Annotated in this window: 23 protein-coding genes; 11 read left to right on the forward strand and 12 right to left on the reverse strand. The window is 44.2% G+C overall.

From position 1 onward, the window contains the following. Nucleotides 1–271 precede the first annotated feature (271 nt). On the reverse strand, nt 272–748 hold the full coding sequence (locus tag AB4307_RS18655; protein ID WP_029235263.1) for a hypothetical protein: 477 nt from the start codon (nt 746–748) through the stop codon (nt 272–274). A 613-nt stretch (nt 749–1,361) separates the two neighbouring features. Between AB4307_RS18655 and AB4307_RS18660 the strand changes: the two genes are divergently transcribed. The 3 genes from AB4307_RS18660 to AB4307_RS18670 all read left to right on the forward strand — a co-directional run bounded on the left by AB4307_RS18660 (nt 1,362) and on the right by AB4307_RS18670 (nt 3,843). Next, nucleotides 1,362–2,570 (forward strand): NupC/NupG family nucleoside CNT transporter, encoded by a 1,209-nt coding sequence (locus AB4307_RS18660; RefSeq protein ID WP_102320600.1) that lies wholly within the window; start codon nt 1,362–1,364, stop codon nt 2,568–2,570. Between the two features lie 340 nt (nt 2,571–2,910). Then, a complete protein-coding gene (locus tag AB4307_RS18665) occupies nt 2,911–3,180 on the forward strand; it encodes a hypothetical protein (RefSeq protein ID WP_372132904.1) in 270 nt (89 codons plus the stop codon). A gap of 45 nt (nt 3,181–3,225) precedes the next feature. Further along, complete coding sequence (locus tag AB4307_RS18670) at nt 3,226–3,843, forward strand: class I SAM-dependent methyltransferase (protein WP_017064868.1); 618 nt, start codon at nt 3,226–3,228, stop codon at nt 3,841–3,843. 144 nt (nt 3,844–3,987) lie between these two features. Here AB4307_RS18670 and AB4307_RS18675 read toward each other — a convergent pair whose 3' ends face one another. After that, nucleotides 3,988–5,130 (reverse strand): DUF3541 domain-containing protein, encoded by a 1,143-nt coding sequence (locus AB4307_RS18675; protein WP_372132907.1) that lies wholly within the window; start codon nt 5,128–5,130, stop codon nt 3,988–3,990. 283 nt (nt 5,131–5,413) lie between these two features. Between AB4307_RS18675 and AB4307_RS18680 the strand changes: the two genes are divergently transcribed. After that, entirely contained in the window at nt 5,414–6,769 is a 1,356-nt protein-coding gene (locus AB4307_RS18680) for a diguanylate cyclase (protein ID WP_372132910.1), read from the forward strand. Between the two features lie 163 nt (nt 6,770–6,932). Further along, nucleotides 6,933–8,582, forward strand: a complete 1,650-nt coding sequence (locus tag AB4307_RS18685) for a DEAD/DEAH box helicase (protein ID WP_017060608.1) — start codon at nt 6,933–6,935, stop codon at nt 8,580–8,582. Nucleotides 8,583–9,149: 567 nt separating this feature from the next. On the opposite strand, the gene AB4307_RS18690 is transcribed toward AB4307_RS18685, so the two are convergent. Beyond that, complete coding sequence (locus AB4307_RS18690; protein WP_081090203.1) at nt 9,150–10,679, reverse strand: DUF3612 domain-containing protein; 1,530 nt, start codon at nt 10,677–10,679, stop codon at nt 9,150–9,152. A 169-nt stretch (nt 10,680–10,848) separates the two neighbouring features. On the opposite strand from AB4307_RS18690, the gene AB4307_RS18695 reads away from it, so the two are divergent. After that, nucleotides 10,849–11,445: an aldolase/citrate lyase/malate synthase family protein gene (locus AB4307_RS18695; RefSeq protein WP_017060610.1), complete on the forward strand. Its 597-nt coding sequence runs from the start codon at nt 10,849–10,851 to the stop codon at nt 11,443–11,445. A gap of 127 nt (nt 11,446–11,572) precedes the next feature. Here the strand turns inward: AB4307_RS18695 and AB4307_RS18700 are convergent, their stop codons facing one another. The 6 genes from AB4307_RS18700 to AB4307_RS18725 all read right to left on the reverse strand — a co-directional run bounded on the left by AB4307_RS18700 (nt 11,573) and on the right by AB4307_RS18725 (nt 18,391). After that, nucleotides 11,573–12,589 carry a GGDEF domain-containing protein gene (locus tag AB4307_RS18700; protein WP_017060611.1) on the reverse strand — a complete coding sequence of 339 codons (1,017 nt, stop codon included), beginning with the start codon at nt 12,587–12,589 and terminating at the stop codon, nt 11,573–11,575. A 457-nt stretch (nt 12,590–13,046) separates the two neighbouring features. Next, nucleotides 13,047–13,259, reverse strand: a complete 213-nt coding sequence (cspE, locus tag AB4307_RS18705) for a transcription antiterminator/RNA stability regulator CspE (RefSeq protein WP_004740083.1) — start codon at nt 13,257–13,259, stop codon at nt 13,047–13,049. 358 nt (nt 13,260–13,617) lie between these two features. Further along, nucleotides 13,618–14,895 carry a cytosine deaminase gene (locus AB4307_RS18710; RefSeq protein WP_017068656.1) on the reverse strand — a complete coding sequence of 426 codons (1,278 nt, stop codon included), beginning with the start codon at nt 14,893–14,895 and terminating at the stop codon, nt 13,618–13,620. Between the two features lie 9 nt (nt 14,896–14,904). After that, entirely contained in the window at nt 14,905–16,143 is a 1,239-nt protein-coding gene (codB, locus tag AB4307_RS18715; RefSeq protein ID WP_032545811.1) for a cytosine permease, read from the reverse strand. A 680-nt stretch (nt 16,144–16,823) separates the two neighbouring features. Beyond that, the gene (locus tag AB4307_RS18720; RefSeq protein ID WP_017066494.1) at nt 16,824–18,047 is read right to left on the reverse strand and encodes an HlyD family secretion protein; all 1,224 of its coding nucleotides are present in this window, start codon (nt 18,045–18,047) and stop codon (nt 16,824–16,826) included. Then, a complete protein-coding gene (locus AB4307_RS18725) occupies nt 18,041–18,391 on the reverse strand; it encodes an MFS transporter (RefSeq protein ID WP_017066493.1) in 351 nt (116 codons plus the stop codon). The genes AB4307_RS18720 and AB4307_RS18725 overlap by 7 nt, the downstream gene beginning before the upstream one ends. A gap of 133 nt (nt 18,392–18,524) precedes the next feature. On the opposite strand from AB4307_RS18725, the gene AB4307_RS18730 reads away from it, so the two are divergent. Next, entirely contained in the window at nt 18,525–19,532 is a 1,008-nt protein-coding gene (locus AB4307_RS18730; RefSeq protein WP_372132913.1) for an AraC family transcriptional regulator, read from the forward strand. Nucleotides 19,533–19,542: 10 nt separating this feature from the next. Here AB4307_RS18730 and AB4307_RS18735 read toward each other — a convergent pair whose 3' ends face one another. Both AB4307_RS18735 and AB4307_RS18740 read right to left on the reverse strand, forming a co-directional pair. Beyond that, nucleotides 19,543–20,475: an urea transporter gene (locus AB4307_RS18735; RefSeq protein WP_372132916.1), complete on the reverse strand. Its 933-nt coding sequence runs from the start codon at nt 20,473–20,475 to the stop codon at nt 19,543–19,545. Between the two features lie 82 nt (nt 20,476–20,557). After that, entirely contained in the window at nt 20,558–21,217 is a 660-nt protein-coding gene (locus AB4307_RS18740) for a pyridoxamine 5'-phosphate oxidase family protein (protein ID WP_102394154.1), read from the reverse strand. 90 nt (nt 21,218–21,307) lie between these two features. Here AB4307_RS18740 and pdxR point away from each other — a divergent pair, with 90 nt between their 5' ends. Beyond that, the gene (pdxR, locus tag AB4307_RS18745; protein ID WP_372073545.1) at nt 21,308–22,765 is read left to right on the forward strand and encodes a MocR-like pyridoxine biosynthesis transcription factor PdxR; all 1,458 of its coding nucleotides are present in this window, start codon (nt 21,308–21,310) and stop codon (nt 22,763–22,765) included. Between the two features lie 46 nt (nt 22,766–22,811). Here the strand turns inward: pdxR and yjeH are convergent, their stop codons facing one another. After that, nucleotides 22,812–24,083 (reverse strand): L-methionine/branched-chain amino acid transporter, encoded by a 1,272-nt coding sequence (yjeH, locus tag AB4307_RS18750; RefSeq protein ID WP_017061782.1) that lies wholly within the window; start codon nt 24,081–24,083, stop codon nt 22,812–22,814. Nucleotides 24,084–24,337: 254 nt separating this feature from the next. Between yjeH and AB4307_RS18755 the strand changes: the two genes are divergently transcribed. From AB4307_RS18755 to AB4307_RS18765, 3 genes are all read left to right on the forward strand, one after another. After that, complete coding sequence (locus AB4307_RS18755) at nt 24,338–24,799, forward strand: Lrp/AsnC family transcriptional regulator (protein ID WP_017061781.1); 462 nt, start codon at nt 24,338–24,340, stop codon at nt 24,797–24,799. Further along, complete coding sequence (locus AB4307_RS18760) at nt 24,793–25,713, forward strand: LysR family transcriptional regulator (RefSeq protein ID WP_017061780.1); 921 nt, start codon at nt 24,793–24,795, stop codon at nt 25,711–25,713. The genes AB4307_RS18755 and AB4307_RS18760 overlap by 7 nt, the downstream gene beginning before the upstream one ends. A gap of 127 nt (nt 25,714–25,840) precedes the next feature. Next, on the forward strand, nt 25,841–26,455 hold the full coding sequence (locus AB4307_RS18765) for a LysE family translocator (protein WP_372132919.1): 615 nt from the start codon (nt 25,841–25,843) through the stop codon (nt 26,453–26,455). The last annotated feature ends 52 nt before the right edge of the window (nt 26,456–26,507 follow it).

A 26,507-nucleotide genomic window follows, 5' to 3' on the forward strand; every position in this document is an offset into this window, starting at 1 on the left:
ATTGGATTTTAGGGGTTGAGAAACTTCGTTCTCTTATTGTGTGAGAGCATAGTAATGGAAGTATTCAGATTTCAATAAGATCTACATCACAAAACTAAAATGAGATTGTGATGGAGATCTCGTTAATTTGTAGTAAAGATCCAGAGTGAGACTTTGATCAAATTTAACTTTTCACTCGAATATGCAACGTATTTTATTGAGAAAGGCAGGCTTAACTAGTTTTTATATTAGAATATAAATCTATAGAGGCTTTATTGTTGAAAACAGAGAGTTAATCGTATCGACCGTAGTCAGTAAGCATTTTCTTAAGCATGCTATTAACGTCTTTGGTCTTTTTATTTCTTTTAGTCAGTTCGCTAAGAGAGGTTGGTTTTGGGGAGGCAATATTTTCACTGTCGACTTCTTCTGTTTTATCTTTCATTTTCTGTACGGCAGGCAATAACATTCTAATTTCTTCGTTATTGGCATTGGTTAGTACCACAATATTTTCAGATTCAACTTGAGTAATGGTTAGTATCCCGTGTTTAACCGATTCAACCTTTTCACCAATCATAATTGATTCAGGCGCGACAGAACGATCGGTGAGTTGACCTGTACGTAATTTCGCCGCACTGATAGCGCGGATATTTCCAGTATTTTCAAACGCGACAATAACAGTATAGGTATTATAATATTCAACTACTGTCACATAGCCGTGTCTATTTGTTTTGAATCTAGCTCCATTGTTCATGTCGTGCGGAGCTTCCATTTTCTTCACGTGTTTCCTCTCTTAGTCTCGATGGCTGTTATATCTAATCAGCTCTATTGGTATTTTATAGATAATTATTTGGTGAGGTCATACAAAGTATATACGCATCTAAACTTAAGATGAATCTTGAAGTCTCGGGAAATGAGGCAGAGCACAGAAAAGTAGTAAGAATCACACAGAATTAACCGAGTGATTACGCTCACACACTTAAAGACTTAACATTACAAATTCAACTCCCTACAGATTGTTTACAGTTTTGAAGCTCGAAAACGACGACAAACAATACATTTTGCTTAATCCTTGATCGCGCGATCGTTTGCGTTAAAAAATGTGATGAAAGTCTCACTTAACTGTTTATACTTCTCTTCCGGTTTTAAGCCGGTGCTTAGCCAATACAAGCCGTCACATGGATATGTGAATGACCCCACGGACCGGACCAGCTACGTTCCACTGCTTGTATAAGGTGATTTTTTACATGAACAACTCGTTGTTACATTCGCTAACCCTGTTAGCTCCTTCATCGCGTAGCGTTTTGCTTGCGGTTCTTTGTCCTGTTCCTTTGATGTCATTTGCTTGGCTCATGTTCACTCTTTAAGGATTACTAGGACACATTATGAATATTCTATTTGGTTTTGTCGGTGTTCTTGCACTGATTGCTTGCGCGTACCTGTTATCTGAAAGTCGTTCTTCAATTAACTGGAAAACGGTCTCTCGTGCACTATTACTTCAAATCGGTTTTGCAGCCTTAGTATTGTATTTCCCTTGGGGACAACTGGCGTTAACAAGCCTAAGCAATGGCGTTTCGAGTTTGCTTGGTTTTGCAGACGTTGGTATCGCTTTCCTATTTGGTGATCTGGCTACTGAAGGTTTCATTTTCGCGATTCGCGTACTTCCAATCATTATCTTCTTCAGTGCTTTGATCTCTGCGCTCTATTATTTAGGCGTTATGCAGAAAGTGATTCAAATCTTGGGCGGAGCGGTGCAAAAACTGCTGGGTACAAGTAAAGCTGAATCTCTGGTTGCTACAGGTAATATCTTCCTTTCTCAGGGTGAGTCTCCTCTTCTTATTCGTCCCTTTTTAAAGTCTATGACTCGTTCGGAACTGTTTGCTGTAATGGCAGGTGGTATGGCGTCGGTAGCGGGTAGTGTACTTGGTGGTTATGCTGGCCTTGGTGTTGAGCTTAAATACCTTATCGCTGCAAGCTTTATGGCGGCTCCGGGCAGTCTGTTAATGGCGAAGATCATTGTTCCTGAGCGCAGCACACCAAGTGATTACGACCATATCGAACTAGATAAAGCTGATCAAAGCAACGTGATTGATGCATTGGCAAGCGGCGCGATGAACGGTATGAAGGTTGCGGTAGCGGTTGGTACTATGTTGGTTGCATTCGTGAGTGTGATTGCGATGGTCAACACTGGCCTAGAAAGCCTAGGTGAAACGTTCGGTTTTGCGGGTATTACGCTACAAGCTATCTTTGGTTACCTGTTCTCGCCTCTTGCATGGCTGATCGGTATCCCAAGTGACGAAGTATTGATGGCGGGTTCTTACATCGGTCAGAAGATCGTTATGAACGAGTTTGTTGCTTTCATCGACTTCGTTGAGAACAAAGCTCTGTTATCTGAACACAGCCAAGTGATCGTGACTTTTGCTCTATGTGGCTTTGCTAACATTGGTTCTATCGCGATTCAGTTAGGTTCAATCGGTGTTATGGCACCAGAGCGCCGTGCTGAAGTTGCAAACTTAGGTTTGAAAGCTGTAGCTGCTGGTACGCTAGCAAACCTAATGAGTGCATGCTTAGCGGGTATTTTCATCCTGCTTTAAGCTAGATTCAGTTAAAGCGCCTAAATTGAGTAAAAGCGGACACCTTGCTTACGGAGTTAACGTGAGAAGGGTGTCCGCTTTTTTGTGCCTGTTAATCAGGCGAAATCAGGTTTTGGCCGTCGACTGTAATTTGTCTATCGTGAGTAAAAGTTCACTCGGAAGAGTAATAGAGCCAGCTCCTTTTATCCGATATACTTGAATATCATCAGGTTGCGATTAATAACATTCGGCTTCGATTAAGCACATTCGATTTCGATTGAGAATATTCGGTTCCGACTAAGCATATCCGCTTTCGACTAGGAACAATGGCAACCAAGCTAAATTAATCAAGGGTCTCTCCATGAACATTCGCGTTCTCATCGGTCTTATTGTTACCTTCATTGGCTTGTTTGCGATGGTTTACCTAATTGCTTGCGGCGCTCAGTTTCCTATCTACCAGTGGCCAAAAGAGGCTTATCTCGGTTTGGTGTTCAGCGTGGTGTGGGGGGCTGGTGTCGCAGCGTCTGTAGCGTATTTCTTCTCGGCATTGGTGTTTGTTACTGTCGCCGTGGTTTGCTATGCGATCGGTTATAAAATCGGTGGGCTCTTTTCTTCAAGTTCTAAAGCTTAATCTTATCAAGGTGTGCTGATGTTCATTGAAGTAGGGCTGATTTGAATGCACTGGCTCGATCGTTGGAAGGTGTATCGCTATCATCGGAAACAAACTAACCGCTCGAATGGCGACAAGGCTAAAGCTTTAGGTTGGACTAGCGAAGAGAGTCAATTGTGTCGCTTTGAAGTAATCGCTCGTGCGGCGGACTTCGAAAAGAAGAGTGTTTTAGATTTGGGTTGCGGCTATGGCGAGCTGTTTGAACTGCTCGACAGCATCTATCGTATTCAATCTTATACCGGCGTTGACCAACACGCAGGCTTTCTTAAGAAGGCGAAGCAAAACTACACAGAAGATCGTTGTCAGTTTTTGGCGGGTGATATGAGCAAAATGAACCTTGAGGCGCACGACATTGTCATCGCTAGTGGTTCACTGAACTACATCTCTCGTGATTCTGATTATCTGACAAACATGATTACTCGCATGTATGAACTGGCGAATCAGACGGTGATTTTTAATCTTCTCAACTCAAGCCAGTATCCTTCGCGTAATACCTTGATGAGTTATCACCCTCAAGGTGTCTATCGTTTCTGTAAAACGCTCTGCGATGATGTCTCTTTAACGGAGGGCTACGCAGAAGGGGATTTTACGATAGTGATGAACAAAGCCGTGTCAGGAGCTTGATGTCGTCTTTGTTTTTATCTTTACGCAGGTTTTGATATTAACAACTTTTGATACGAGTACTGACGTAGTAAACAGCAAAAAGCCGCAGCCATGAAAGGTATGAGGCTTTTTGGGTTCTATGATGAACTTAGGCTAGGTATGTTGCTAGTTCTTCGGTGGTTGGTTTTTAATGAGTCCGTAAGGGATGTTAGTAAACACCTTAGGGTTGCCTTCATAAGTCGGCGCTTCATTCACTTGCTGCCAATCGAGTAGCATGATTGCTAACACGTTGCGGTGTTCACCGTACTCAAGATCAAAATCACCAGTGATAGAAGGGATCATGCCTTGTTTCTCATCGATTGAAGCTTGAATCGCGAGTCGAGTTTTCTCTAGAACTGGGTCATCTTCTAAACCTGCCAACAAGAAGGTTAATCCAACCTCAGCAATGACATCTTCTTTCGCACGCAGCAGAATCGTATCGATGTTTTCTCTAAAGTAATCGTAGATCCATTGATGGTCTTGTTCGCTTACTTGATGTTGGTAATATTCTGAGTCGCCGAAGATGACGTGTGTCATACCATAGATCTTATTGCCGAATTGCTGGCTTGAGAGTTTTTTGTCTTTATCGTCTGGATACGCTTTTTTGAAGGTATCGACAAACTCATCAACGATATCCTGCTCACCCAGTTGGCGCAACCAGTAAACCTGATTCGCTAATTGAGCGGCCCACGCTTTCACCATGTCTTCATTGGTCACGTATCGTGAGAAGTCATAGCGACGAATGATTTCGCGTAGCTTGGCATCGTTCTTGTGTTCTAAACCGTATTCGTTAGCACGAGCCATAGAGCCTAGAAGGTCAACACCAAGGTAAAGGTATTCAGGCATGTGCTTGGTGATGTTGTAGCGTCGAATACTGCGCTCATCGTTATCACCAATATAAGATGCAACTCGCTTCTCTGAGTAGAGTACGATTTGTTCCATGGTTTGAACGTCATTCGACAGGGTGCTGAGCTTGCTTGCCACTCGAGCCATGTCGCTCCACACCGCCGCTGAATACTTATCGTCTAATGTTTGACGATACATGCGCAGCCCGTAGTGACCTTCTTTGAATGCAGGCAGGGTGTAAAGCTGGCTTTCGTAGGTGGTGCGAATTAGGTCTGCAGATTGCTTGAAAGATTGTTCTTGAGAATTGAGCGAATCTGCTTGGGATTGAACGTTCACTGCGGTTGGCGCTTGAACGTTTTCTTGTGCGTGAACGGCAACCGAGGCTGATAGCAATGTACACAGTGTGATAGTTTTTAACTTCATGTCGTGAGGTACCAAGCTGATTATTAGTCTATGTAAAATAACATTGATGAATCCTTTAATGTAAGCGTTGAGTCAATACAATGTAAGCTTTATAAGGTTCACTAACCCTTTTTGATTAAACCATTCGTTTAGTAAAGAAGTTTGAAGTGATGGATCACCCAATATTTGATAGATAGTCGACGTTAGTATGGATTTTTAATGACTTAGCGGCATACTGGAGCAATAAGCCAGAAATGAGCCGTTATAAGGCAGTATATAGAACAATAGTGTTAGAGGTTCGTAAATGCCAAGTGGTTCTAGCAAGCAGTGGTCTGCCAGAGTAGTAGCTTTTCTTTTTTTTCTTGCGATAGTAAGCGCAATTGAGTTCTTTCATGCCAAGCAATTAACTTTTCTTAAAAACGAATCGTATTCAGAGGCAAAAAAGCAACTATCCATTATTCGTTCTCGGATTGAAGCCGCGATCGTGTCAGATATGTATATCCTCAATAATTTCTCGACCTTAGTGACCATCAACCCCGATGGAGAGGTAAAAAATTGGGATAAGATTGCAGAGAATATCATTCAAGATGGCTTCCATATTCGACTTATCGGACTCGCCAAAGATGACATTCTAAATTTTGTTTACCCGATGGAAGGTAATGAGCAGATTCTCGGTATTAATTATCGTGATCACCCAAATCAATGGGAGTCTGTTGAGATAGCCCGTAATTTTGGCAACACCTTTATTGCTGGTCCTTTTGAGCTGTTTCAAGGTGGGCAAGCCCTTATTACACGTACTCCGATCTTCCGAGATCCGCCTTTTAATCAAGATTATTGGGGTGTCTCCAGTGCTGTTATCGGTTTAGATGAGCTGTTTGAAGATGTTGGAATCGGCAAGATAGAGAACAAGTATGAATTAGCAATTCGTGGTGCAAACAGTTCAGGGAAAGATGGCGCTGTCTTTTATGGTACTCAGGATGTGTTCGATAATGCGTTTGCCACTGAACAGGTGAGTTTTCCATACGGGGGTTGGTACCTTGCTCTCTCCGGTAACGAACATGTATTGATGGATGAGCCTTGGTATCGCATCCAAGCGGTAAGGCTGGTGGGCTACTCCATAATATTAGTGCTGGCGTTTGCTTTCTTTACTATTTATCGCCTTTACCGCATTGCAGATAGCCGCTCTATGCATGATGAGTTAACGATGTTGCCGAATCGTCGATACTTCATGTATAGCCTCAAGCAGGCCTTCAAAACCACTCAAAAACAGAGAGCGAGAACCTTTGCTGTTGTAAATATCGACCTCGATGGGTTTAAAGCAATCAACGACACTTATGGTCACGCGGCAGGCGATCAGGTATTGATCGAGTGTGCTAACCGCATAAGAAGTGAGCTGCGTGTTTCAGATATCGTTGCAAGGATAGGCGGTGATGAGTTCTTGGTCTTGTTGCCACGCATCATCGATGATCAACACGTATCTTCAATCGTGACTAAACTACGAAAGGCGATATGCTCGGCGCCAGTTGTGTACGAAGCGCACTCTATTTATCTCAGAATCAGTGTGGGTTGGGTTATTCACAATAGTAACTACAATGATGTCGATGCGCTCTTGAAAGCCGCTGATGAAAAAATGTACGAACAGAAGCGACAAGTTATCTAGGTTGAATTTTAGCTGCGATTAGAATTTAGTTGCTGAATGGGGGGAAAAGCCTCAGAATACCGCGCTTTGCTCCGTATCAATGTATTTGATGAGCAAAAGCTGAAGCAACGCACTTTTTAACGTGTTGCTCATACTAAATGTTATTCAACTGAGAAAATAATCTATGAGTTTTACCTCCCTTGGCCTTTCTGAACCGATCCTTAAAGCTATTGAAGCACAAGGTTACGATAAGCCATCACCAATACAAGAGAAAGCCGTGCCAGCTGTCCTAACGGGCAAAGATGTTATGGCCGCTGCTCAAACAGGTACAGGTAAAACTGCAGGCTTCACGCTACCTATTCTTGAAATGTTATCGAAAGGTACTCGCGTACGTCAGAACCAAGTTCGTGCGCTCGTGCTAACGCCAACTCGTGAGCTTGCTGCGCAAGTGAATGGCAGCGTAGTGAAGTACGGTATTAACTTACCGCTGACTTCGACGGTAGTGTTTGGTGGTGTGAAGATTAACCCTCAGATGCAAAAACTGCGTAAAGGCAGTGACGTATTGGTGGCAACACCTGGTCGTCTACTTGACCTATACAACCAAAATGCAGTGCGTTTTGACCAACTAGAAATCCTAGTGCTAGATGAAGCGGACCGCATGCTAGACATGGGTTTCATCCGCGATATTCGTAAGATCTTAGCTTTCTTGCCTAAGAAGCGTCAGAACCTACTGTTCTCAGCGACGTTCTCTGATGATATCCGCAGTTTAGCGAAAGGCTTAGTGAACAATCCTGTTGAGATTTCAGTAAGCCCTGCAAACTCGACGGCAAAAACGGTTGAGCAAAGCATCTACCCAGTAGACAAAAAGAAAAAGAGCGCAATGCTAGCGAAGCTAATCAAAGATAACGATTGGCAACAAGTGTTGGTGTTCAGCAAGACGAAACACGGTGCGAACAAGCTTGCTCGCTTCCTTGAAGAGCAAGACATCACTGCTGCACCTATCCATGGTAACAAGAGCCAAGGTGCACGTACTAAAGCCTTAGAGAACTTCAAAACAGGTAAGGTACGAGTACTTGTTGCAACTGATATCGCCGCTCGTGGTATCGATATCCCGCAACTGCCTCAAGTAGTTAACTTCGATCTTCCTCATGTATCAGAAGACTATGTACACCGTATCGGTCGTACTGGCCGTGCAGGTGAAGTAGGTAAAGCGATTTCATTGGTTTGTGCTGATGAAGTGGGTGAGCTGTTCGGTATTGAACGCCTGATTCAACAAGTGCTAGAGCGTCGTGAACTGGAAGGTTTCTCTCCAGTAAATAAGTTACCTGAGTCTCGGTTGGATTCACGTCCAATCAAGCCTAAGAAACCGAAGAAAGCAAAACAGCCACGTGAACATGCTGATGGTCAACGCTCTGGTGATAACGCTCGCGGGCACAAGCCAGCAGGTAAGAACAAGCGTCATGTAGCTGGTAATGGTTCGGCTCCAAAGCGTAAGCCGACATCTGGTAAGAAACCTGCTGAAAACAACTCAGCTGCGACAACTGAAGATAAATCAGTAAGAAACAACGGCAGCAACTTTAAACGCGGTAGTGCGGGCAATAAACCTGCTGCAAATAACGCAGGTGCTCAGAACACTCTGAGCAAACCAAGCGGTGCGGGTAAATCTAACGGTACTGGTAAGCCAAACAACGCGGGTAAACCTGCAGGCAAACCTAAGAAGTCTGGTTACGGCGGTAGCTACGGCCCAAGCAAGTCGTCAAATAAGCCGACAAGCAACAAACCTTCTACAAACAAACCGTCTCGAAGCCGTTCTAAGCCAGCTCCTCAGAAGTAATCTTTTCTGAGATATTGAAAGAGCAACGAACATGAGTCGCTTTATAAAAAGGCGTCTCGTGGGTTAAGTTCTTTCTGTCATAGAAATCGAATAAGCGCGAATATTGAATCTCAATGTTCGCGTTTTTTTATGGGCGTTGTTTAGGGTGTTGTTTATGTTGAGTAACCGTATAGCTTGAGTAAGCTAGGGGAGGTTTATTGCTGTTTAAAGTGATTGAATCTAAGGGAAATATGACATTTTTGGGAAGGGTAATGAATCTTTAATTATTCATTAATAATAACATAATCACTAGCGTTTTTGTTGGATTTTGCAATTTGCAATTCCAGTTTGCAAAACAAACAAGGATATCCGGCCAATACGTGTCCAGATGCGTAGTAAATACGTGTTTTAAAAGTTGGCACGCATGCTGCATTAGTAATGGTGACCCTTCTTAAGCCGAGGGTCACCTAGCCAACTGACGTTGTTAGTGAACCTTTTTTGTTCACACAAAATATATGACCAATCACCCTTATTGTGATTGGTTTTTTTTTGCCTGAAATTTAGGTTCTATTTTTTGTTATTACTTTTTTACTCACCACACTTAGAGTAACAGCTTGGTTGGCGTGGGCATTCTCCACCTCTGGAGCAGATAAGCCTCGCCTCTGTCTCAATCCCACGTTCAATCCAATTTATATTTAGAATCTTGGCTATTGTCGTGAGATCTTTTTTGATGTTACGCGGAATTGCCACAGAGCCACCATTGTTAACGCATGACGCTTTAAGCTGCTCTGCTATGTCTCTTGAATTACCGCCTTGAGCATCAATCGCAGGGTTGAGATCTATACCAGCACACAACACACGATTGTTACCCGCAGGATCCGTCATATTGATGGATTCACAGCAGTAGATTCTTGGCTCATCACCCACGTTCAAAATGGAGATTTGAGCCGAGCTTCCCGCTCGAGGTTCTGATAATCGACGGAACACAGCCCAATGTTGACATGGGTCAGCGACCGTTCTCATATTTCCCCAAGGTAGCGGAATCCCGTTCCCGCGATATACCGCCTTGAGTTTCCCCGGCCCATAAGCATCAAAGTAGTGCCAGTGAGGGTAGGGCGATACTACAGTCATTCGACGCATCGCAACAGAGGGGGAAACCCCTGCTCTTTTGTGAACGTCGATTTCGTAACCAGTGCGGTCAAGTAGCTGCCTAAACGGGACTTTCGGGCACAGAAGTGCGCCAGCAAAGAAGCTGGATTCAAAGTCTCGCCATGCTTGAAGAATATCTTGGGAGTTGAGCTGTGAAGAGCCTGATACCTGGTTGTCGTCCCACGTGTTGTTGTTACCGACCGACAACACACTCTTTAGGCCTTCTTTGCTGTGCAGAATGCAATGACCGATATAAACCGAAAGGTCGTATTTCAGACGAGTTGGATACTCTTTAAGAATCTCGTTTAAGAAGATAGTACCGGGAGGCTCAAAGAAGGAGGTTACTAACTGCTTAGCGTTAATTCCGAGCTCATCGACGACGTCTTGCGGCGTGCGCGTCACCCAGCGGATGTTGATTCCTAGGCTTCTAGCGATGTCTATCAGGTCTTCTACGCTGAGGTTAAGACGTTTTAAGCCTACCTCTTCCGCAGCGCGCTCAAGGTCAGGGAAGTGGTTCTGGTTGCTCTCTTGGTGTGCTCGAATCAAGAGGTGCGCAAACTGGCGGCCTGAAATGCCCGTTTGTGACAGCATCTCAGGAATCGCAATTTGCAGGATGTCGTTTGAGAATAGGAAGCTCGGCTCGAGCGCCATGCCACTTATCCCACCACGATTCCCCTTATCAGGAGCAATGGCTTGTTGTTCAGATTCGTCGTCGAGGAACCACGTCGGATTCTTCTGAAAGACCTGTGCAATCACTTCCAGCATATCGATGCTCGGAACCCGCTTTCCACGTTCAATCATTGAAAGGTAAGAAACGGAAGGAGCACATTCTGGGTCGATTCTAATACAACGCGCAGACAGGTCTTCCATCGTTAAATGGTTACGCTTCCTAAGATTTCGGATTTTCGTACCTAGGAAATGTGACTGACGAACTAAACTTTTTGACAAGGCCATATTTGTAAAATTCACATTGTAAAATTTTTGTTGTGAAATTGTATGTAAAAAAGCGCTAATCTACAAACTAAGCAATTCACAAAATGACAAATAAATTAAACGTTAGTTTGGAATAATTGCTCTAGGACACATTTTTGCTGTAGAAATCGGTGGTTATCACCGGACTGGTCAAGAGGGAAAGACTATGAATATGCTTACATTCGATAAAACAGAAATCCAAAAACAATCAAAGCCATTTATCGCTGAAGCTGTCTTTGCCGTGGAGACAATCAATGCTAATCAGCAAACTGAAAAGCAAGTGAAAGCAAAGCAGCTGCTTGATCGACTATTCCCACTAGAGAATGGCTCACATCAAGACGTAACCAGCTACGTAGTCGATTACCGCCATATTATGGCTTACTTTAAAGACGGTCAGCACAGCGGTCTGAAGCACCCTAAGCAGTTTGTAGCGTACATGGGTGAGAAGAACGACCCAGACTCTATCTTGTTTCGAGATGGCAGTGGCAGCCACCTAGAGGTGATGTTTGGTTGCCACAAAGGGACAGGTTGTATTGAGCTAGTAGAAATTGATGATATTCAGTTGGAATCATGCACCACGTTTGGCCAATCACCAATGGAAGCAACAACCACAATGCGTGAAGAGACCATTGCAGCGATGCGCCACTGGATCAGTTTGATTCAAGGTGACGCAAAGGGTAAACCAAAGGCATGCAGTGAAGATAAAGAGTTCAGAGCAAAGAGTGGTGAAGACTATTGCTTGAATTATTGCTTCCAGATCTAACGGTGAATCCTAGTTAGCTAAAGTAATTTATACAACTAAAGAAAAAGCCCCGAAGATAATGTCTTTGGGGCTTTCTAGTCTCAATACGAGCCGACTAATATGTCGATAAGAGCATTGTTGGTGTGTTTTACAAAGGCATGACTCGGTTACGGCCAAGTGATTTCGCTTCATAAAGTAGCTTATCAGCACGTTCAATCAGCGATTGAGCTGATTCGCCGGGTTCAAGTTCAGCGACACCAAACGATGCAGTGATACTGCCGACTTGTTGACCACTGCGGCGATCTTTAATCGACAGCTTTTCTAGAGAGCGACGATTGGTATCAGCGAGTTGACGAGCAATACGCAAAGACTTGTTAGGCACAATCAGCGCGAACTCTTCACCACCAAATCGATAGGCAGAAATACCTTCACGGCAACTTAACTTCAGCTTGCGAGCGATCGCTTTAAGCACCATATCGCCAAACAAGTGGCCATAGGTGTCGTTGAAATTTTTAAAGTGGTCGATATCGAGAAGAATCAGACACAAAGATTGTTGTGCTTCACACAGGGTTTCTATGTCACGGTCGAAAGAGCGACGGTTATAGAGTGTGGTTGTACTATCGAAAAGCGCATCTTTCTGAACTTCTACTAACTGGGTTTTTAGCTTGGTGATCTCTGAGGTTGCAGAGTTTAGCTGAGAGTTTAAAAACTGAGTAGAGTGACGAATATGACGGGATTCAGACACCAGCTGTCGAACTAAGGACATGACTTCATCAATAGATAGGCTTTCATTATCAACACGAGCCAAGTCCTCGAAGCTTTTATCGATCATGTCAGAAAAAGCGGAGGTGTCGGTCAGGGTGTCATTCATTGAATTGGAAACTTCAGAAACTAACAGTTCCAAATTAGCGCGAAGGTCATTGATATTGGTTTCGGATTTGCTGGCAACATAATTGTTGTATAGCTGCTCACCAACGGCAGGAGGACAAATACCGTAGTGTTCTAAAACACCATCCATGTCTTGAGTCAGCTGGGGAATAGCGTTATCGACATAGGTGTACCAAAGTGCGTAATTTGCAGGTGTCGTTGACACCCTGTTCTTCATCATAAGAGGCACCGCTTTTTTTAGATTTGCGGTGGATTTCTGAAATTCGTCTTTGTTCATTATTTTTACTGCAGATACCAAAACAACTAAGCCACTTGCGAACAAGGTTAGCGGATTTCGAAGGTCTTTGCTTTAAAAATTATATGATTAGTGGATGAGGGTTGGATAAATAACTCATTTTTATTATGAATATCGATTGCGTATTCATAAGTGTAATCTAATGGATTGTTCTTTAACCATATTTGGGCTTATCAAACTTTCGGCGTAGCGTGAGTTAGTATCAAAAGATTGCTGAGAATTAAGTGTTGTCTAGGGAAGTGCATACAAAAAGTGACGTAAATTGATCGTTGAGCTTTAACTGAGAAAGTCTAGGTTGAGGACGCTTGGCTGGTGATTTGCATTTGTTCAGAGTTTACGGGGGAAAGCCTGTATCGAGAGGGGAAATGTTTATAAGCAGGCATAAAAAAGCGCCGATAAAAATCAGCGCTTTAAAATTCTTTTTAGCTATAAGAGCTAATTATTGAGCAACAACGTTTGCTGCTTGTAGGCCTTTTTGACCGTTTTCTACTTCGAAAGAAACCTTTTGGCCTTCTTTCAGAGTTTTGAAGCCTTCAGAAACGATTGCACGGAAGTGTACGAATACGTCAGCGCCGCCGTTGTCTTGAGAAATGAAACCGAAACCTTTCTCTTCGTTAAACCATTTTACAGTGCCAGTATTTGTGTTAGACATAATTTGTCCCTTATTCATAAATTTTCTAAGTTGTTGATTGCATTTAATGCAATGCGCTGATAATTGAATTATTTAATATTGCTAAGAAATAAGGAAAAACTACTTACAAAAACGGGTAACGATTTTACATGTCAATTTTTTACTATTCATCTAACTTAAATAACTCCGGCTAACAGAGCGAGAGCATGTTAACACAGTCTTTTGAGATGTACACGCATTGCTTAAGAAATTTGTGCTTTTTTTGTCATACCGTGCGAATGTACAAGATTTACACTGATTTAGTGATAGTTTTGTCGCTTCGTCCAACACAACAAAAGGAAGCATCTCAGCTTCCTTTTGATCATTAGTATAGACGATATTAACGCTTAAAGTTGATATCTTCAGTTTGATCTAAATTTATTTTTGTTTTCGCTGGTTGAGTCTCTGCAATCACCTTACCGTGGCGTATTGAGTACTGCACTGGTACTTGGCGGCGTACTGCATCAAAGCCATTGTCAGCAGGAAGAATCAGCAAGCTACCTGGCTTACCTTCTTCGATACCGAAGTTGTCTTGAATGTTCAATGTGCGAGCAGAGTTCTTGCTGATCAAATCAAGTGAGTTGTTGATTTGGTCGTAGCCCATAACCTGTGTTACATGCAGTCCCATGTGCAGAACTTGAAGCATGTTCGCTGTGCCCAGTGGGTACCATGGGTCAAACACATCATCGTGGCCAAAACAAACGTTGATGTCTGCTGCTAGCATCTCTTTAACGCGCGTTACACCGCGGCGTTTCGGGTAATCGTCGAAACGGCCCTGTAAGTGAATGTTCACTAGCGGGTTTGCCACGAAGTTGATACCTGACATCTTCAATAGACGGAACAGGCGAGATGTGTAAGCACCGTTGTACGAACCCATTGCAGTGGTGTGGCTAGCAGTTACTTTCTCGCCCATTTCAAACTTATGAGCAAGGGCTGCTAATGTTTCCACAAAGCGAGACTGTTCGTCGTCGATTTCATCACAGTGAACGTCGATCAGACAGTCGTACTTGCGTGCAAGCTCGAACACATAATGCAAAGATTCAACCCCGTATTCACGAGTGAATTCGAAGTGAGGGATAGCACCGATAACGTCAGCGCCGATCTTCACTGCTTCTTCAAGCAACTCTTTGCCGTTAGGGTATGAAAGAATACCTTCTTGAGGGAATGCAACGATCTGGATGTCGACCCACTCTTTCATCTCTTCACGAACTTCAACCATCGCTCTTAACGCAACGAGTGTTGGGTCAGACACATCAACGTGTGTACGAACGTGTTGAACACCGTTAGCTATCTGCCATTTCAGTGTTTGCTTGGCACGAGACTTTACGTCTTCGATTGATAGCAGTTCTTTGCGCTCAGCCCAACGCTCAATACCTTCAAACAAAGTGCCAGAGATGTTCCAGTTAGGCTCACCAGCAGTTTGAGTAGTATCTAGGTGGATGTGCGGTTCACAGAAAGGAGTAACTGCAATGCCACCTTCAGCATCAAGGATGTCGCCTTGATGATTGATTTGCGCGCCATTATCGAGAATGCGAGAAAATTGACCATTTTCAATCAGAATCTGTTTCAAGCCTTCTTGGTCTTGAAGTTTCGCGTTCTTGATTAATAAGGTTGTCATAGTGTGTCCTTAAGCGGCCTGAGATTTCAGAGCTTTTTTGTTCAATAGAGGATTAAGCACGAGGTAACTGATTGCACCACCTAACACTGCGTTCAAAGGAACAACGCCAGGTAGGAAGTGACCAGCGGCTACGCCTGTTGCTACCGCGATAATGCCAGCCCAGTTAACGGTTTGGAACTCTGCATTTGCAAAATCTTTGTAACGTTTACGGTTCGCGAAGAAGTCGGCGATGATTACGCCACCAATTGGTGGAATCGCCAGCGAAAGGAAGGTTAACCAACCAACGAAGTTGTTGTATAACCAAAGTGCGAAAATCGTACCGATAATGCCGTTAATGATTGACATTGTAGTACTTGAGCGACCAGTGATGTTAGATAAACCCAAACCGGATGCATAAAGTGCATTTTCATTGGTTGTCCAGATATTCAAGCCAAGCACGATGATGGCTGGAAGCAGCAGACCTTGCGCGATCATCACATCTGAAATATCAGCCTGACCGGTTGCTGCTGCTCCTGCTGCGCCGAAGATAAACATCAGCGAGTTACCGATGAAGAACGCAACCATAGTAATTAATACTGCGCTTGCTGGCTTTTTACCAAAGCGAACGAAATCGGCCGTTAACGTACCCGCACTTACGAACGAACCTACAACCATTGCAAGAGCCATTGAAAAGTCCATTGGCGTCTCTGGTTTAATAAGTTGCAATTGCTCTAGTCCACCAACACTGTCTACCGCAGTCAGTACTGAGTAACCACCCAGAATCGCAATCGCAGGCACTGCAATCGCTGAAAGCACCATTAGCGCTTGAATGCCGAAGTACACTGTACCCGTCATCAATAAGCCAGATACGATAATCAAGGTGTTGGTATCAATGCCCGTTGCTTTTTGTACTGGAATAGCAAACATCGCAACACCCACACCAAACCAACCGACTTGTGTACCACCAAGTAAAGCAGAAGGAAGCCATGAGCCTTTAGTACCGAAAGAGAAACGAGCAAGGAGGTGGGTAGAGAGGCCAGTAGATGAGCCGATGTAGCCAAGAAAAGAAGTGTAAATACCGAGGATTAGGTTACCGATGAGAACGGCGAGGAAGAAATCGTTGAATGAAAGACCTGTCCCGAGTGAACCACCTGTCCACATACTTGCAGAGAAGAAAGTGAGTCCAAGCATTACCATGGTGAGTGAAGCGACTCCTTTCCTAGCCGATGTAGGAACCGGCCCTAGACTGTAGTTATTATCAGCAGCCATTTTTTACCTCCGCAAATGATCAAAATTAAAATTAACGGTCGCCGTATTGCAGGCAAACTTGCGCATTATGGTGATATAAATCACATAGTCAATGCTAATTTTGTCAATAATTGCCCATAAAAACCAGTTATTGCAGTAATTATCTTGTAAAACATAGGGTTATTTTCTGTCTTTATTTAAAAAAAACAAATAGAAAACGTTTTCTATAATGCGTTGGTTATCTGCTGTTCTTGGTTGGCTATGAATGCTTATTATTATACGTCTGAATGGGTGTCTGTATCGAAAAAGAGGGCGGTTGGCCAAACTGCAGGCAAAAAAATAGCCAATCGCAATAATCGCAATTGGCCTATATATTTTGTGAACAAGAATAGGTTCACTAACAACGTCAGTTGGCTAGGTGACCCTCGGCTTAAGAAGGGTCAATATATACATTGCAGTTAGTGTGCCAACTTTTAAAACCACGTAAAACGGCAGTTTTATAGCAATCTGGTGCGTATTTGAGCGTTTAATTTGCGTTTTTGAAATGCCAAATTGCAAAATGCAATTGCGATTTGCAACTTTAGAGTGTTTATTCGTTTTTCGGGTTTGTGTTCTTTCTGGCGACGAATGGTGAAATAAACAAAAAGCCCGTGCGATCTAAGAGCGCACGGGCTTGGGTATTGTTTCACCAATAGGAAGTATTAGATGGAGTAGAAGAAGTACAGTTGAGACTTCATTCTAATGATGATCCCGCGTATTACGTCTAGGAACGCCATAAAGCTGATAGGCTTCTCACCGCTTACCCACGCTAATCCGACAGAGCCAACAGGAATATCGTAACCCTCTGCCTCATCAATTTTTAAACGAACAAAGTGGTGCTTGTTCTGAAGGTTTTTGCCTGTGGTAACACGAACCTGCTCATCGATACCCAGCAAACTTGCTTGCGCTTCACCAGTGGCTTCTACAATGCCTTCTACGGTTGCAGAGAACACTTTTCCTGGGTATACCGCTGTCGCAAATTCCGCAGGTTGACCGACCTTAATATTACGAATCGCTTGGTGGTTAACTCGCATCAGCACGTACTTCTCTTCGGTATACATCTGGATACGAGGCATCATTGAAACACGCTGACCTTCACGAAGAATAAAGTTCGTTACAAAGCCGTCAGTCGGTGCCGTGACTTTGGTGCTGTTCAAGTCCCATTGTGCTTGTGCCAGTGTTGCCTTTGCTGAATCGACCTCAGTTTGCTTCTTGCTCACATTGGTTTCAGCTTTGTGGATGTTCAACTTCGCATTCTCGGCATCGACTTCTTTCTTGCTAAGCTGAGATTCCAATGTCGTAACGTTATACGTCGCTAAGTCTACCTTTGCTGTTTGTTGGTCGATGTCAGTTTCAGTGATCGTATGTTCTACCACTTTGTTTTGCTTCTGGTAACGATCAAGCGTCTTTGACTGCAGTACTAAGTCTGTTTTAGCCGAATCTATTTGTGCGACTGAAGCTTTGATGTCTTCAAGCGCCGATTGATAGCTGACTTTTGCAATGCTCACTTCTTGACGAGCTGTGTCTAAAGCGACCTCTGCAGACTCAAGTTGAACGCTGGCTTTGTCTCTTGCGATGACATATTTAGTGTCATCAATTTCGTAAATTAGCTGTCCTTCAGTCACATCCTGGTTTGGGTCGATGTGGACTTTGGAAGTTTTTCCCGACACATTAGTTGAATCGGGACGCAGCTGAATATGTGGAGACTGAACCACTGAGCCTCCCGATAGATCCATCGGAGTAAAATTGAGTAGGCCAACCCATACAAACAGCAACCAAGATGTACCCCCTAGGTACGCAAACGCCTTGGTGCCTTTGTTCCAAGGCATACCAACAAGTCTGAGTAAGTAAATGAACAGTGCCCAAATTGCCAAGCCTTCTAACATGTTTGGCTCTCCTCATCTTGCTTGTCGGAAGTTGTTTGCTCCTTGGTTGTGGTCGGTGACTTCCATGTGTCTCTTAGATTGATGATGGCTTTTTCCATATCAACGAAGGCCAAAATTACTGCTAGTACCCATACCCAGTGCCATACAAAACCAATCCATGTTAATGCGGTGATCAAACCGAGTTGTTGATGCTCTTTACTGTGAGCCTTGTTGATTGGTAATTCATGCACACGCCAGAAGCCGTAACATGCAGCAGCGATGGTTGCGACTAACACTACGCCTGCAACTACGTGTAGTGCGGTATCTGCGCCTGTTCCGACAAATGGGACACTAACTAAACTCATTGATATACCCTAGGTTAAATTGAGCACCGAGTGTTATTGATATCAGATTTAGAAGTTGATAATTTACCAATTACTTTAATAATGATGTCATTATGATTTGATCTGTAATAGTGACTTCTAAGTGTGGTGGCTAATGAACAATTGTAACTTCTTAAGAGCATTGGGTATTTTGGGTATTTACCAATACGCAACGACTAATAAGGCTGTGAATACTGAGCAATTAGGTATTCCTAAATCGGTGTTTAATAACCCGATGAACCTTATCCCCGTAAGTGAAGTGGACAAATGGTATGGCTTACTTGAACAACAAACCGGTGATTCCGATATTATCTTGAAGCTGGCTGATAGAGTGGATATTGAAAGGCTAGGTCCTCTCTCTAACTGGTTTTTCTCGGGGCACGATCTGGCGTCGTCTATACGCCGAGTTAACATCGGGTTGCACTGTTTGCAGTCCGGGGCTTTTCTATATGGCGCTCAAGTCGGTAATTTCATCAAATGGTGCTACGACAATCCTGCTTATAGTGAGGTGGGTAAAGTTCATGACTCAATTCGAGTTGCCATCTTTATGATGAAGATATTAAGGCGTTACTTGGGAGACGACTTTACTCCCGCAGCCGTCTCTATCGCAGGTTATCGCGAGAACACTCAACTCTATCAAGAGTATTTTGGGTGCAATATTCAGTGGGGCCAGCCACGAACTGAAATCTGGATACCAAGCCAGTCGAGGTTATCGAGCAATCAAGCCCCTTCTAGCGGCAAGATGAGCTTGGCAATGAACTTTCATGACTTAGATAATTACCTCAACATGCCTGATGCCGCGGATGAGCATAAGGTGACCTATGAGATGATCAATTACAGTCGCCATTTCGGCCTGCCAACACTGCATAAAGTGTCGAGTTTGCTTGGGTTATCTGAACAGCAATTTCAACGTCGATTGCATAACTTAGGCATCAACTTTTCTACCATTATGGGCTATGCGTTAAGTAATGTGGCGGTGGAGTTGTTGATGTATTCAGTGCCAATAGATAAAGTCGCGACGAGGCTCGGCTATACCAATGTCGCGAGCTTTAACCGGATGTTTAAGAAACATCGAGGTTTGACACCCAAGCAATATGTTGAGCGCCTAAAAACTGGCCTGTAACTATTCAGAGCTAACTTATGGTTCGTTTATGGATCAGGCTGGACAAGTAAACCATCCCCCAAGTACTCAAAATGAAAGGGGCGGTGAGTGGTAACAGTGACAGTTCATGAAAACCAAGTGTGATGAGACAGCTTAACAGCATGCCTAATAGGATTAACGGCCAACGGATTCGCGGATAGGGCACAAGTGCTAAAGTGGCAAGAATGGCGTTGTACCCGTAAAGACCTTGGGCTACCAGTTCGTTAGAAGCGCCAATCAACCCGCTAAATACGGTGCTAATTATTACTGCGAGCATAACCCAAATGGCATGCTTGATATTGTTGAGTGCGATGGCGACTAAGATAACGAGCCCCGACAACGCATTTTCGATGAAGCTGACTTGGCTTATCCCTTTTAACAACGGGATCACCACTGTCGGCAGGTTGAACCACGAGTTAGCCTCAATACTGATGAGTGGCATCAGTGCGGAATCAGGTGCAGAAAACGCTGACAGCTCAAAGGTTGATTGGATAATATAAATCAGCCAAGTGGTGAGGATAAAGGCGCTAGTGTAACCGCGATATTTCTCAAAACTGAATACGATGTGGGCAATCGGCACCGTGAGTAATGCACCTAACGCAGTCACTAAAGCCAATAATGGTGTCACACCAAAAAAGTTACCGATAAATAAACCAATCAAAGCGCCATTTAGCGCGTACATTCCACTATCAATGTCGTCAACTGACTTGTTGGTGTTGGTGTTGGTGTTGGTGTACATATAACCATAGAAGGCCAATGCAAAGCTGCAACTGGCGCCAAGCAAAGTAAGAAAAGCCAGTGCAAGTGACTCAATAGAAATGGCAAGCAACAGCAAAGTCGACGTCATAACAGACGGTGTGAAATAGACTTGCCCAATGCCATTGAGCAAGCCTTGAAATGGCAAAATATCCTTGTTCGTTTTCATCGTCTGATTACATTATTGAGTCATGTTAAATTTTTGTAAGTCAGATTGTATACAATTTTATCAAGTTCACCATCTTCGAGTGTTAATTCTGATACCAGCGTTCACCATAAGCTTGTTGGTAATCTGGTGTTTCAATGATGCCTTCTTGTTCTGGAACGGTTTCTAATGGCCCAACAACCGTTCGATAAGGTAATACGCCAGCCCATACTGGAATGTCCATATCGGCTTTATCATCATTCACTCCATGTTTACCAATCTTCACGGAAGCTTCTGTTAAAGGTATAGCTAACAACTCGGTCGCGGTGAGTTCTTTTTCATTACTGAGCCTGACTTCATCGGTTCTGCCCGGCGCGATTTGCTCAATAAAGATATTCAACAAGCGATCCTTTTCTTGATTGTCATCGATGACTGAAAATGACCCCAATACCACAGCAGAACGATAATGCGCACTATGATGAAATGCCGAACGAGCCAACACCCAACCATCGAATAAGGTGAACGTTAAACAGGTTGGTTCTCCCTTTTTTAGCCCTTTTAGTAGGCGACTGTTTTTAGCCCCATGAATGTAGACCATATCATCCACTCGCCACGCGAGCATCGGGATAACCATTGGGCCTTGTTCGCCTTGCAATGCAATGTGTGCGATTAAGCTCTCATCAATAATTTGGTGCAGTTTCTCTTGTTCAAATACGGCTTTGTGAGCCCCTTTTTTAATCGTGGTTCTTTTCGTGTTAGATAACATAATCGCTCCTTAATCATTGCCTTTTGATTAATGTAGCGATTAACTGGTCTATTAAATAGAGCCACTTTTAAACACTATTTGGATCCAGTTATGCAGCCTATCGATGTCGGTGACCTACAGTTAGACGAACAACACGACACGCGTCAAACCGCCTTGTTCCACGCGATAAGAGAGAAAATCGTTCAAGATTTATGGAGCAAGGGCAGTAAGTTACCTTCAACACGTAAGTTGGCCGTCGAGTTATCAGTGAGTCGAAATACGGTGATTTACGCGTACGAACAACTGGTCACGGAAGGCTATATCGAGAGTAAGCAAGGCTCAGGGTTTTATGTCTCGGTTGAACAACCAGAACACTTTCTAAGTTTGTCTAAGCCAAACAGTATTCAGGATCCGAAGGTCAAACAAACAGTCAGTAAACCGAGTGCAAACATAGCGACACCGAACGACATTAACCGTAGCTTTGCCCCCGGAGTCCCTGACTTAGATGCGTTCCCTTTTGCAAAATGGCAGAGGCTGCTGCAACGCCACTCTACACGTCAGAACATTGCGGGCAATCAAGAGGTTCAGGGAAGCTCAGCCTTGAGGGAAGCGTTGAGTGGGTATCTTGCAAGCAGTCGTTCGGTTCATTGCAGTGCCGACAGAATCATCATCACCGCAGGTGCGCAGCAAGCCATCTCAATCGGATTAATGGCAACGTTAGCGATGGACGACAAAATCCTTGTAGAGGAACCCGGTTATCGACAAGTGCATAAAATTATCGATCTGTTGAGACTAGAGCTGGATGGTGTGAGTGTGCGTGAAAAGGTGGGGCTAGATATTGAAAAAGTGTTGTCCAGCAACGCTAAGGCTCTCTATGTCACACCGAGTAACCAATACCCAATGGGCACGACTTTAAATACTGAGCAGCGCCTTAAATTGATCGACTGGGCCAATCAACATCAGTCATGGATCATTGAAGATGACTATGACAGTGAGTTCCAGTTTGCTCATCGCCCTTACACCAGTATGCAAGGCTTAGCGGGTAAACTCGGGTTTGATAAACGAATCATTTATGTTGGTTCGCTGAGTAAAGTCATGTTCAACGGACTCCGCTTAGGTTACTTAGTGGTGCCAGAAAGTCTGGTGGCGAAGTGTCTTGAGATCAAAGACGCGCTCACTGGAGACACGGCGTCCCACACACAGGAAGCTTTGGCGGATTTTGTTCGAGAAGGCGACTTGCTGCGTCATATTAGAAAGATGCGTCGGTCATACAAACTCAAGTATGAAGCGATAATAGAAGCGATTGAAAGCGAGTTTAACGGTGATCTTGAAGTGATCAGTCAGGCGGCAGGGCTACATGTGACCGTGAAGTGGTATCAAGGTATATCTGAACATGAGTGGAGCCGACGAGCTGATCTTCAAAATATCATCATTCGTCCGTTTGATTTTTATGAGTACGGTTCGAGTGATGCTCGTGATTGGAGTGGGGCGGTGCTAGGGTTTGGAAATATCCGTCTGGCTGAGATAAAGCCGAAGATCAAACAGATCGCTCGGCTTTTTTATCAGTGATATTGGTAGGTATCGTTTACAGCTTGTCGATTCATCATTTATCGAGTTACAACTTGTCGATAGAGACGGTGGGTTTACCTTTACCTAGCCACTTCCGCCAAGGGAGTGACAATGTCACAAAAACAGTCACAGCATAGAGCATCGACCAACTTAAACAGATAAACACCAAGGTACAGATGACCAATGAAAGCATGGCAGTGTATCTAGATGCGCCTGTTAGTAATCGGCAAGCGGCTAACATTGCGAGCAGATAAACCAGAACAAAAATACCGTTGGCGAGCTTGAGAAAGAACTCAAGGTCTAAATTAGACAGCTCACCAATCACACACGAAATAAGCACGACAAAGCCAATTGCTAACGTTGGGTAGAGCGGTACGCCGCGGCTGTTCAGTTGAGCCATTCGACTTGCAGGGCTGTGTTGGCGGGCCTGAGCCCAGATCATCCGAGACAGGCTTTGTGTGTAAAGGTTTAGGCTGGCAAAGCAAGCAAAGAACCCCAGCACGCTGATGACGGTTTTGAAGCCATTACCAAACAGTTGTTCTGTTACCCAAGGGATGGATGCGGCATCGAATTCAGATGAACCGAAAGCACCCAGCTTAAGAATCACTACTGAACAAGCCCAATACACTAGCCCCGCAACAAAACAGCCTGCAATGATGGCGATTGGGAAGTCACGTTGTGGATTTTTGAATTCCTCTCCCATGTGAGCAAAAGCTTCTATTCCGACAAAGCACCAAAACATGACAGCTAAAGCAGCGCCGATAGACCACATTGAATTGGATGAGATGGCAGGAAGAGCAACATCGGTTGCCGTGATGTCGGCTTTCCAAACAAAAGCGCTGACTAAGGCAAAAATCGACAATGCGATCACGGTTTGCAGTCGGCCAGAAGATTTACTGCCCATCAAATTGACGGCAATAAGCAGGGCGACGGTAAAGGATTGAGCACCAAGTGGTGTATCGAGAGGTGCGGGTAACAATTGTTGAGCAAAACCACCAGCCAGTGCAATGGCCGCTGGAATACCGACAGGAATAACACTCACAAACAACCACGCCACGCTTGTTTCTAATCGCTCGCTAAACGCCTGGCGCACAAAATAGGCAGTGCCACCTGCATTCGGGTAGCGTTTTCCTAGTGCTGCGAAGGTCAGTGCAATCGGGCAAATAGCGATAAACAGGATTAACCAAGCGAGAAGAGACAACTGTCCTGCAATGCCTGCTGCGATCGCAGGGATCATAAATAATCCAGTGCCTAGCAAGGTCGTCGAGAGTTGTCCGATTCCTGAAATAAGCGTGATTTCTTGTTTGAGTTGTGTCATTCGCTCTCCTAGCTATTTGATTCTGGTTACGGTCTTCCAGTAACTTTCTTCTGGTGTGTGAGAAGTTATGATTGAGAGCATACATTGTTGACATCAATAATACAGCTAGCGAAACGTCGTAAGACACCGTCATTTTAACGGTATTAATCCGATTCAGTGTGAAAGTGTCGGCTGTCAGAATGGCTGTTATAAGTAGGAAAGTTGTGTCAAATTAGGCGTTATAAATAGAACAATAAATGAAAAGAATCAGAAGCATGGATAAATTTGATCGCCAGATTTTGGATATTCTCAAAACCAATGCACGATGCTCAGTCAGCGATATCGCCCGAGATGTCAGCCTCTCGCGCTCAGCGGTGAACGCCAGAATCAAGAAACTGGAAAGCGACAAAGTGATTACGGGCTACTGCGCTCAAGTGGCAGAACCCAACCAAACGAAGAATGTGTGCGCTTATATCTTGTTGAAGTTCGACATGTCGAGTAGTGACCATAGTTGTGAGTCTTACGCGAAACAAATCCAGAGTATTGATGAGGTGCAATGGTGCCACTCTATTAGCGGTGAGACAGATATGATGTTGTACGTGGAAGTGGAAAGCATGGAGAGCTTGAACCGAGTTCGCGATCAGCTGCAAAGTTACCCGGATCTTCGCCACTTAATGACTCATACGGTTTTGACCGAGTTTTTCAACAAACAGAATGCGACGGTGCATTCATGTTAGGCAATATCAACTTAAACCTACTGCGTTCACTGCATGTACTTCTTGAAGAGTGTCATGTGAGCCGTGCCGCCCAACGTTTGCATATCACACAATCCGCGGTGAGCCGTCAGCTCAGCCAGTTACGTGATTTGTGTGGCGACCCTTTGCTGGTCCGTGACGGCAACAAACTGGTGCCGACCAACCGTGCATTGCTACTCAAAGGTAAACTCGACGACCTGCTTGGCGAGTTTGACCACCTGTTAGATGATAAACCCTTCGAGCCGCAAGACTGGCAGGGTGAATTGGTGTTGTCTTCGAGTGATTATGTCGCTCAGTATATTCTTCCTGTGATTGTGGCAGAGGTGTCTGCTGAAGCGCCGAACATTAATTTGGCTTATCGATTGTGGCAGCCAAACTACCTTGAAGCACTGAACGAGTCTGGGATTCATTTGGCTTCCAGTATGTTTCCCACAAAGCCAGAACATGTCTCAAGTATCAAACTTGGTGAAGATAAGTCGGTGTGTTTGATGCGAAAGTCGCACCCGCTGGCTCAACAAGCGGTTTTGAGTGCAGAAGATATTGTTCACTACTCTCACATCAAAGTGACGGGTGGTGGAGATAAAGACAGTTACGCGGACATAGCATTGAAGAAGCAAGGGCTAAAGCGAAGAGTGGCTTTACAGGTTCCGTTCTTTTCATCTGCTGGTACTGTGTTATTGCAAGACGACTATCTGATGATCGTGCCAGAACATATCGCCTATAACCTAGGTCGACACCTCGATACTACCTACTTTTCGTTGCCATTTGATACGGAAATGCATACCTATTGGTTAATGTGGCATCCTAAATATGACAACGACTCTGCCCACAAATGGGCGCGAGAAAAAGCATTCCAAGCCATGCAAAAGTCGAGTTACAATATCAGTATGACTTGAAATCATAGGTGTGATGATAATCTTTGATTTCAAATAATACCTCCTGCGAATTATGGTAAGTGCCAAGTATTGAGTATTAAGCGTAGAGCGTTCAGCTGGAACGCTTTATTTTATTAGGAATGGAATGATGACAGTAACAATTTGGTTTTCTTTATTAGCGATTTGCTTGTTGGGTGCAATGTCTCCGGGCCCAAGCTTGGCGATGATCGCTAAACACAGTTTGGCTGGTGGCCGTATGAACGGGCTTATCGCAGCTTGGTCACACGCTGCTGGTATCGGTATTTATGCGTTCGCAACCATTGTTGGTTTAGCCGTTGTGCTTGAGCAATCCCCAATGTTATTTAAAGGTATTAGCTTAGCGGGGGCTGCTTATCTGCTTTATCTTGGCGTTAATGCGTTACGTTCGAAAGGTGGTGTTGCCGCGAAATTAGAAGCGGGTGAAAAGATGAGTTACATGCAGTCTGCTCGTGAGGCTTTCTTGATCTCTATCTTGAGCCCAAAGATCGCATTGTTCTTCATCGCTCTGTTTAGCCAATTTGTAGCGCTAGGTAATGAACTGACCAATCAAGTGATTATTGTCTCAACGCCGCTGATTGTCGACGGCCTTTGGTACACCTTTATCACCTTGGTACTGTCTAGCCCGTTGATTGTTGCACGTATTCGCTCGAAAGCTCAGTTGATTGATCGACTATCTGGCGTGGTGCTGATCCTGCTTGCTGTTCGCGTGGTGTGGACGATATAGCAGTAAACGATAAGAATAAGTAACTAGGGTCTGTTCATAGACAGAACCTTAA

It is taken from the genome of Vibrio sp. 10N.261.52.C2, from assembly GCF_041471425.1.
GTDB lineage: Bacteria > Pseudomonadota > Gammaproteobacteria > Enterobacterales > Vibrionaceae > Vibrio > Vibrio crassostreae_C.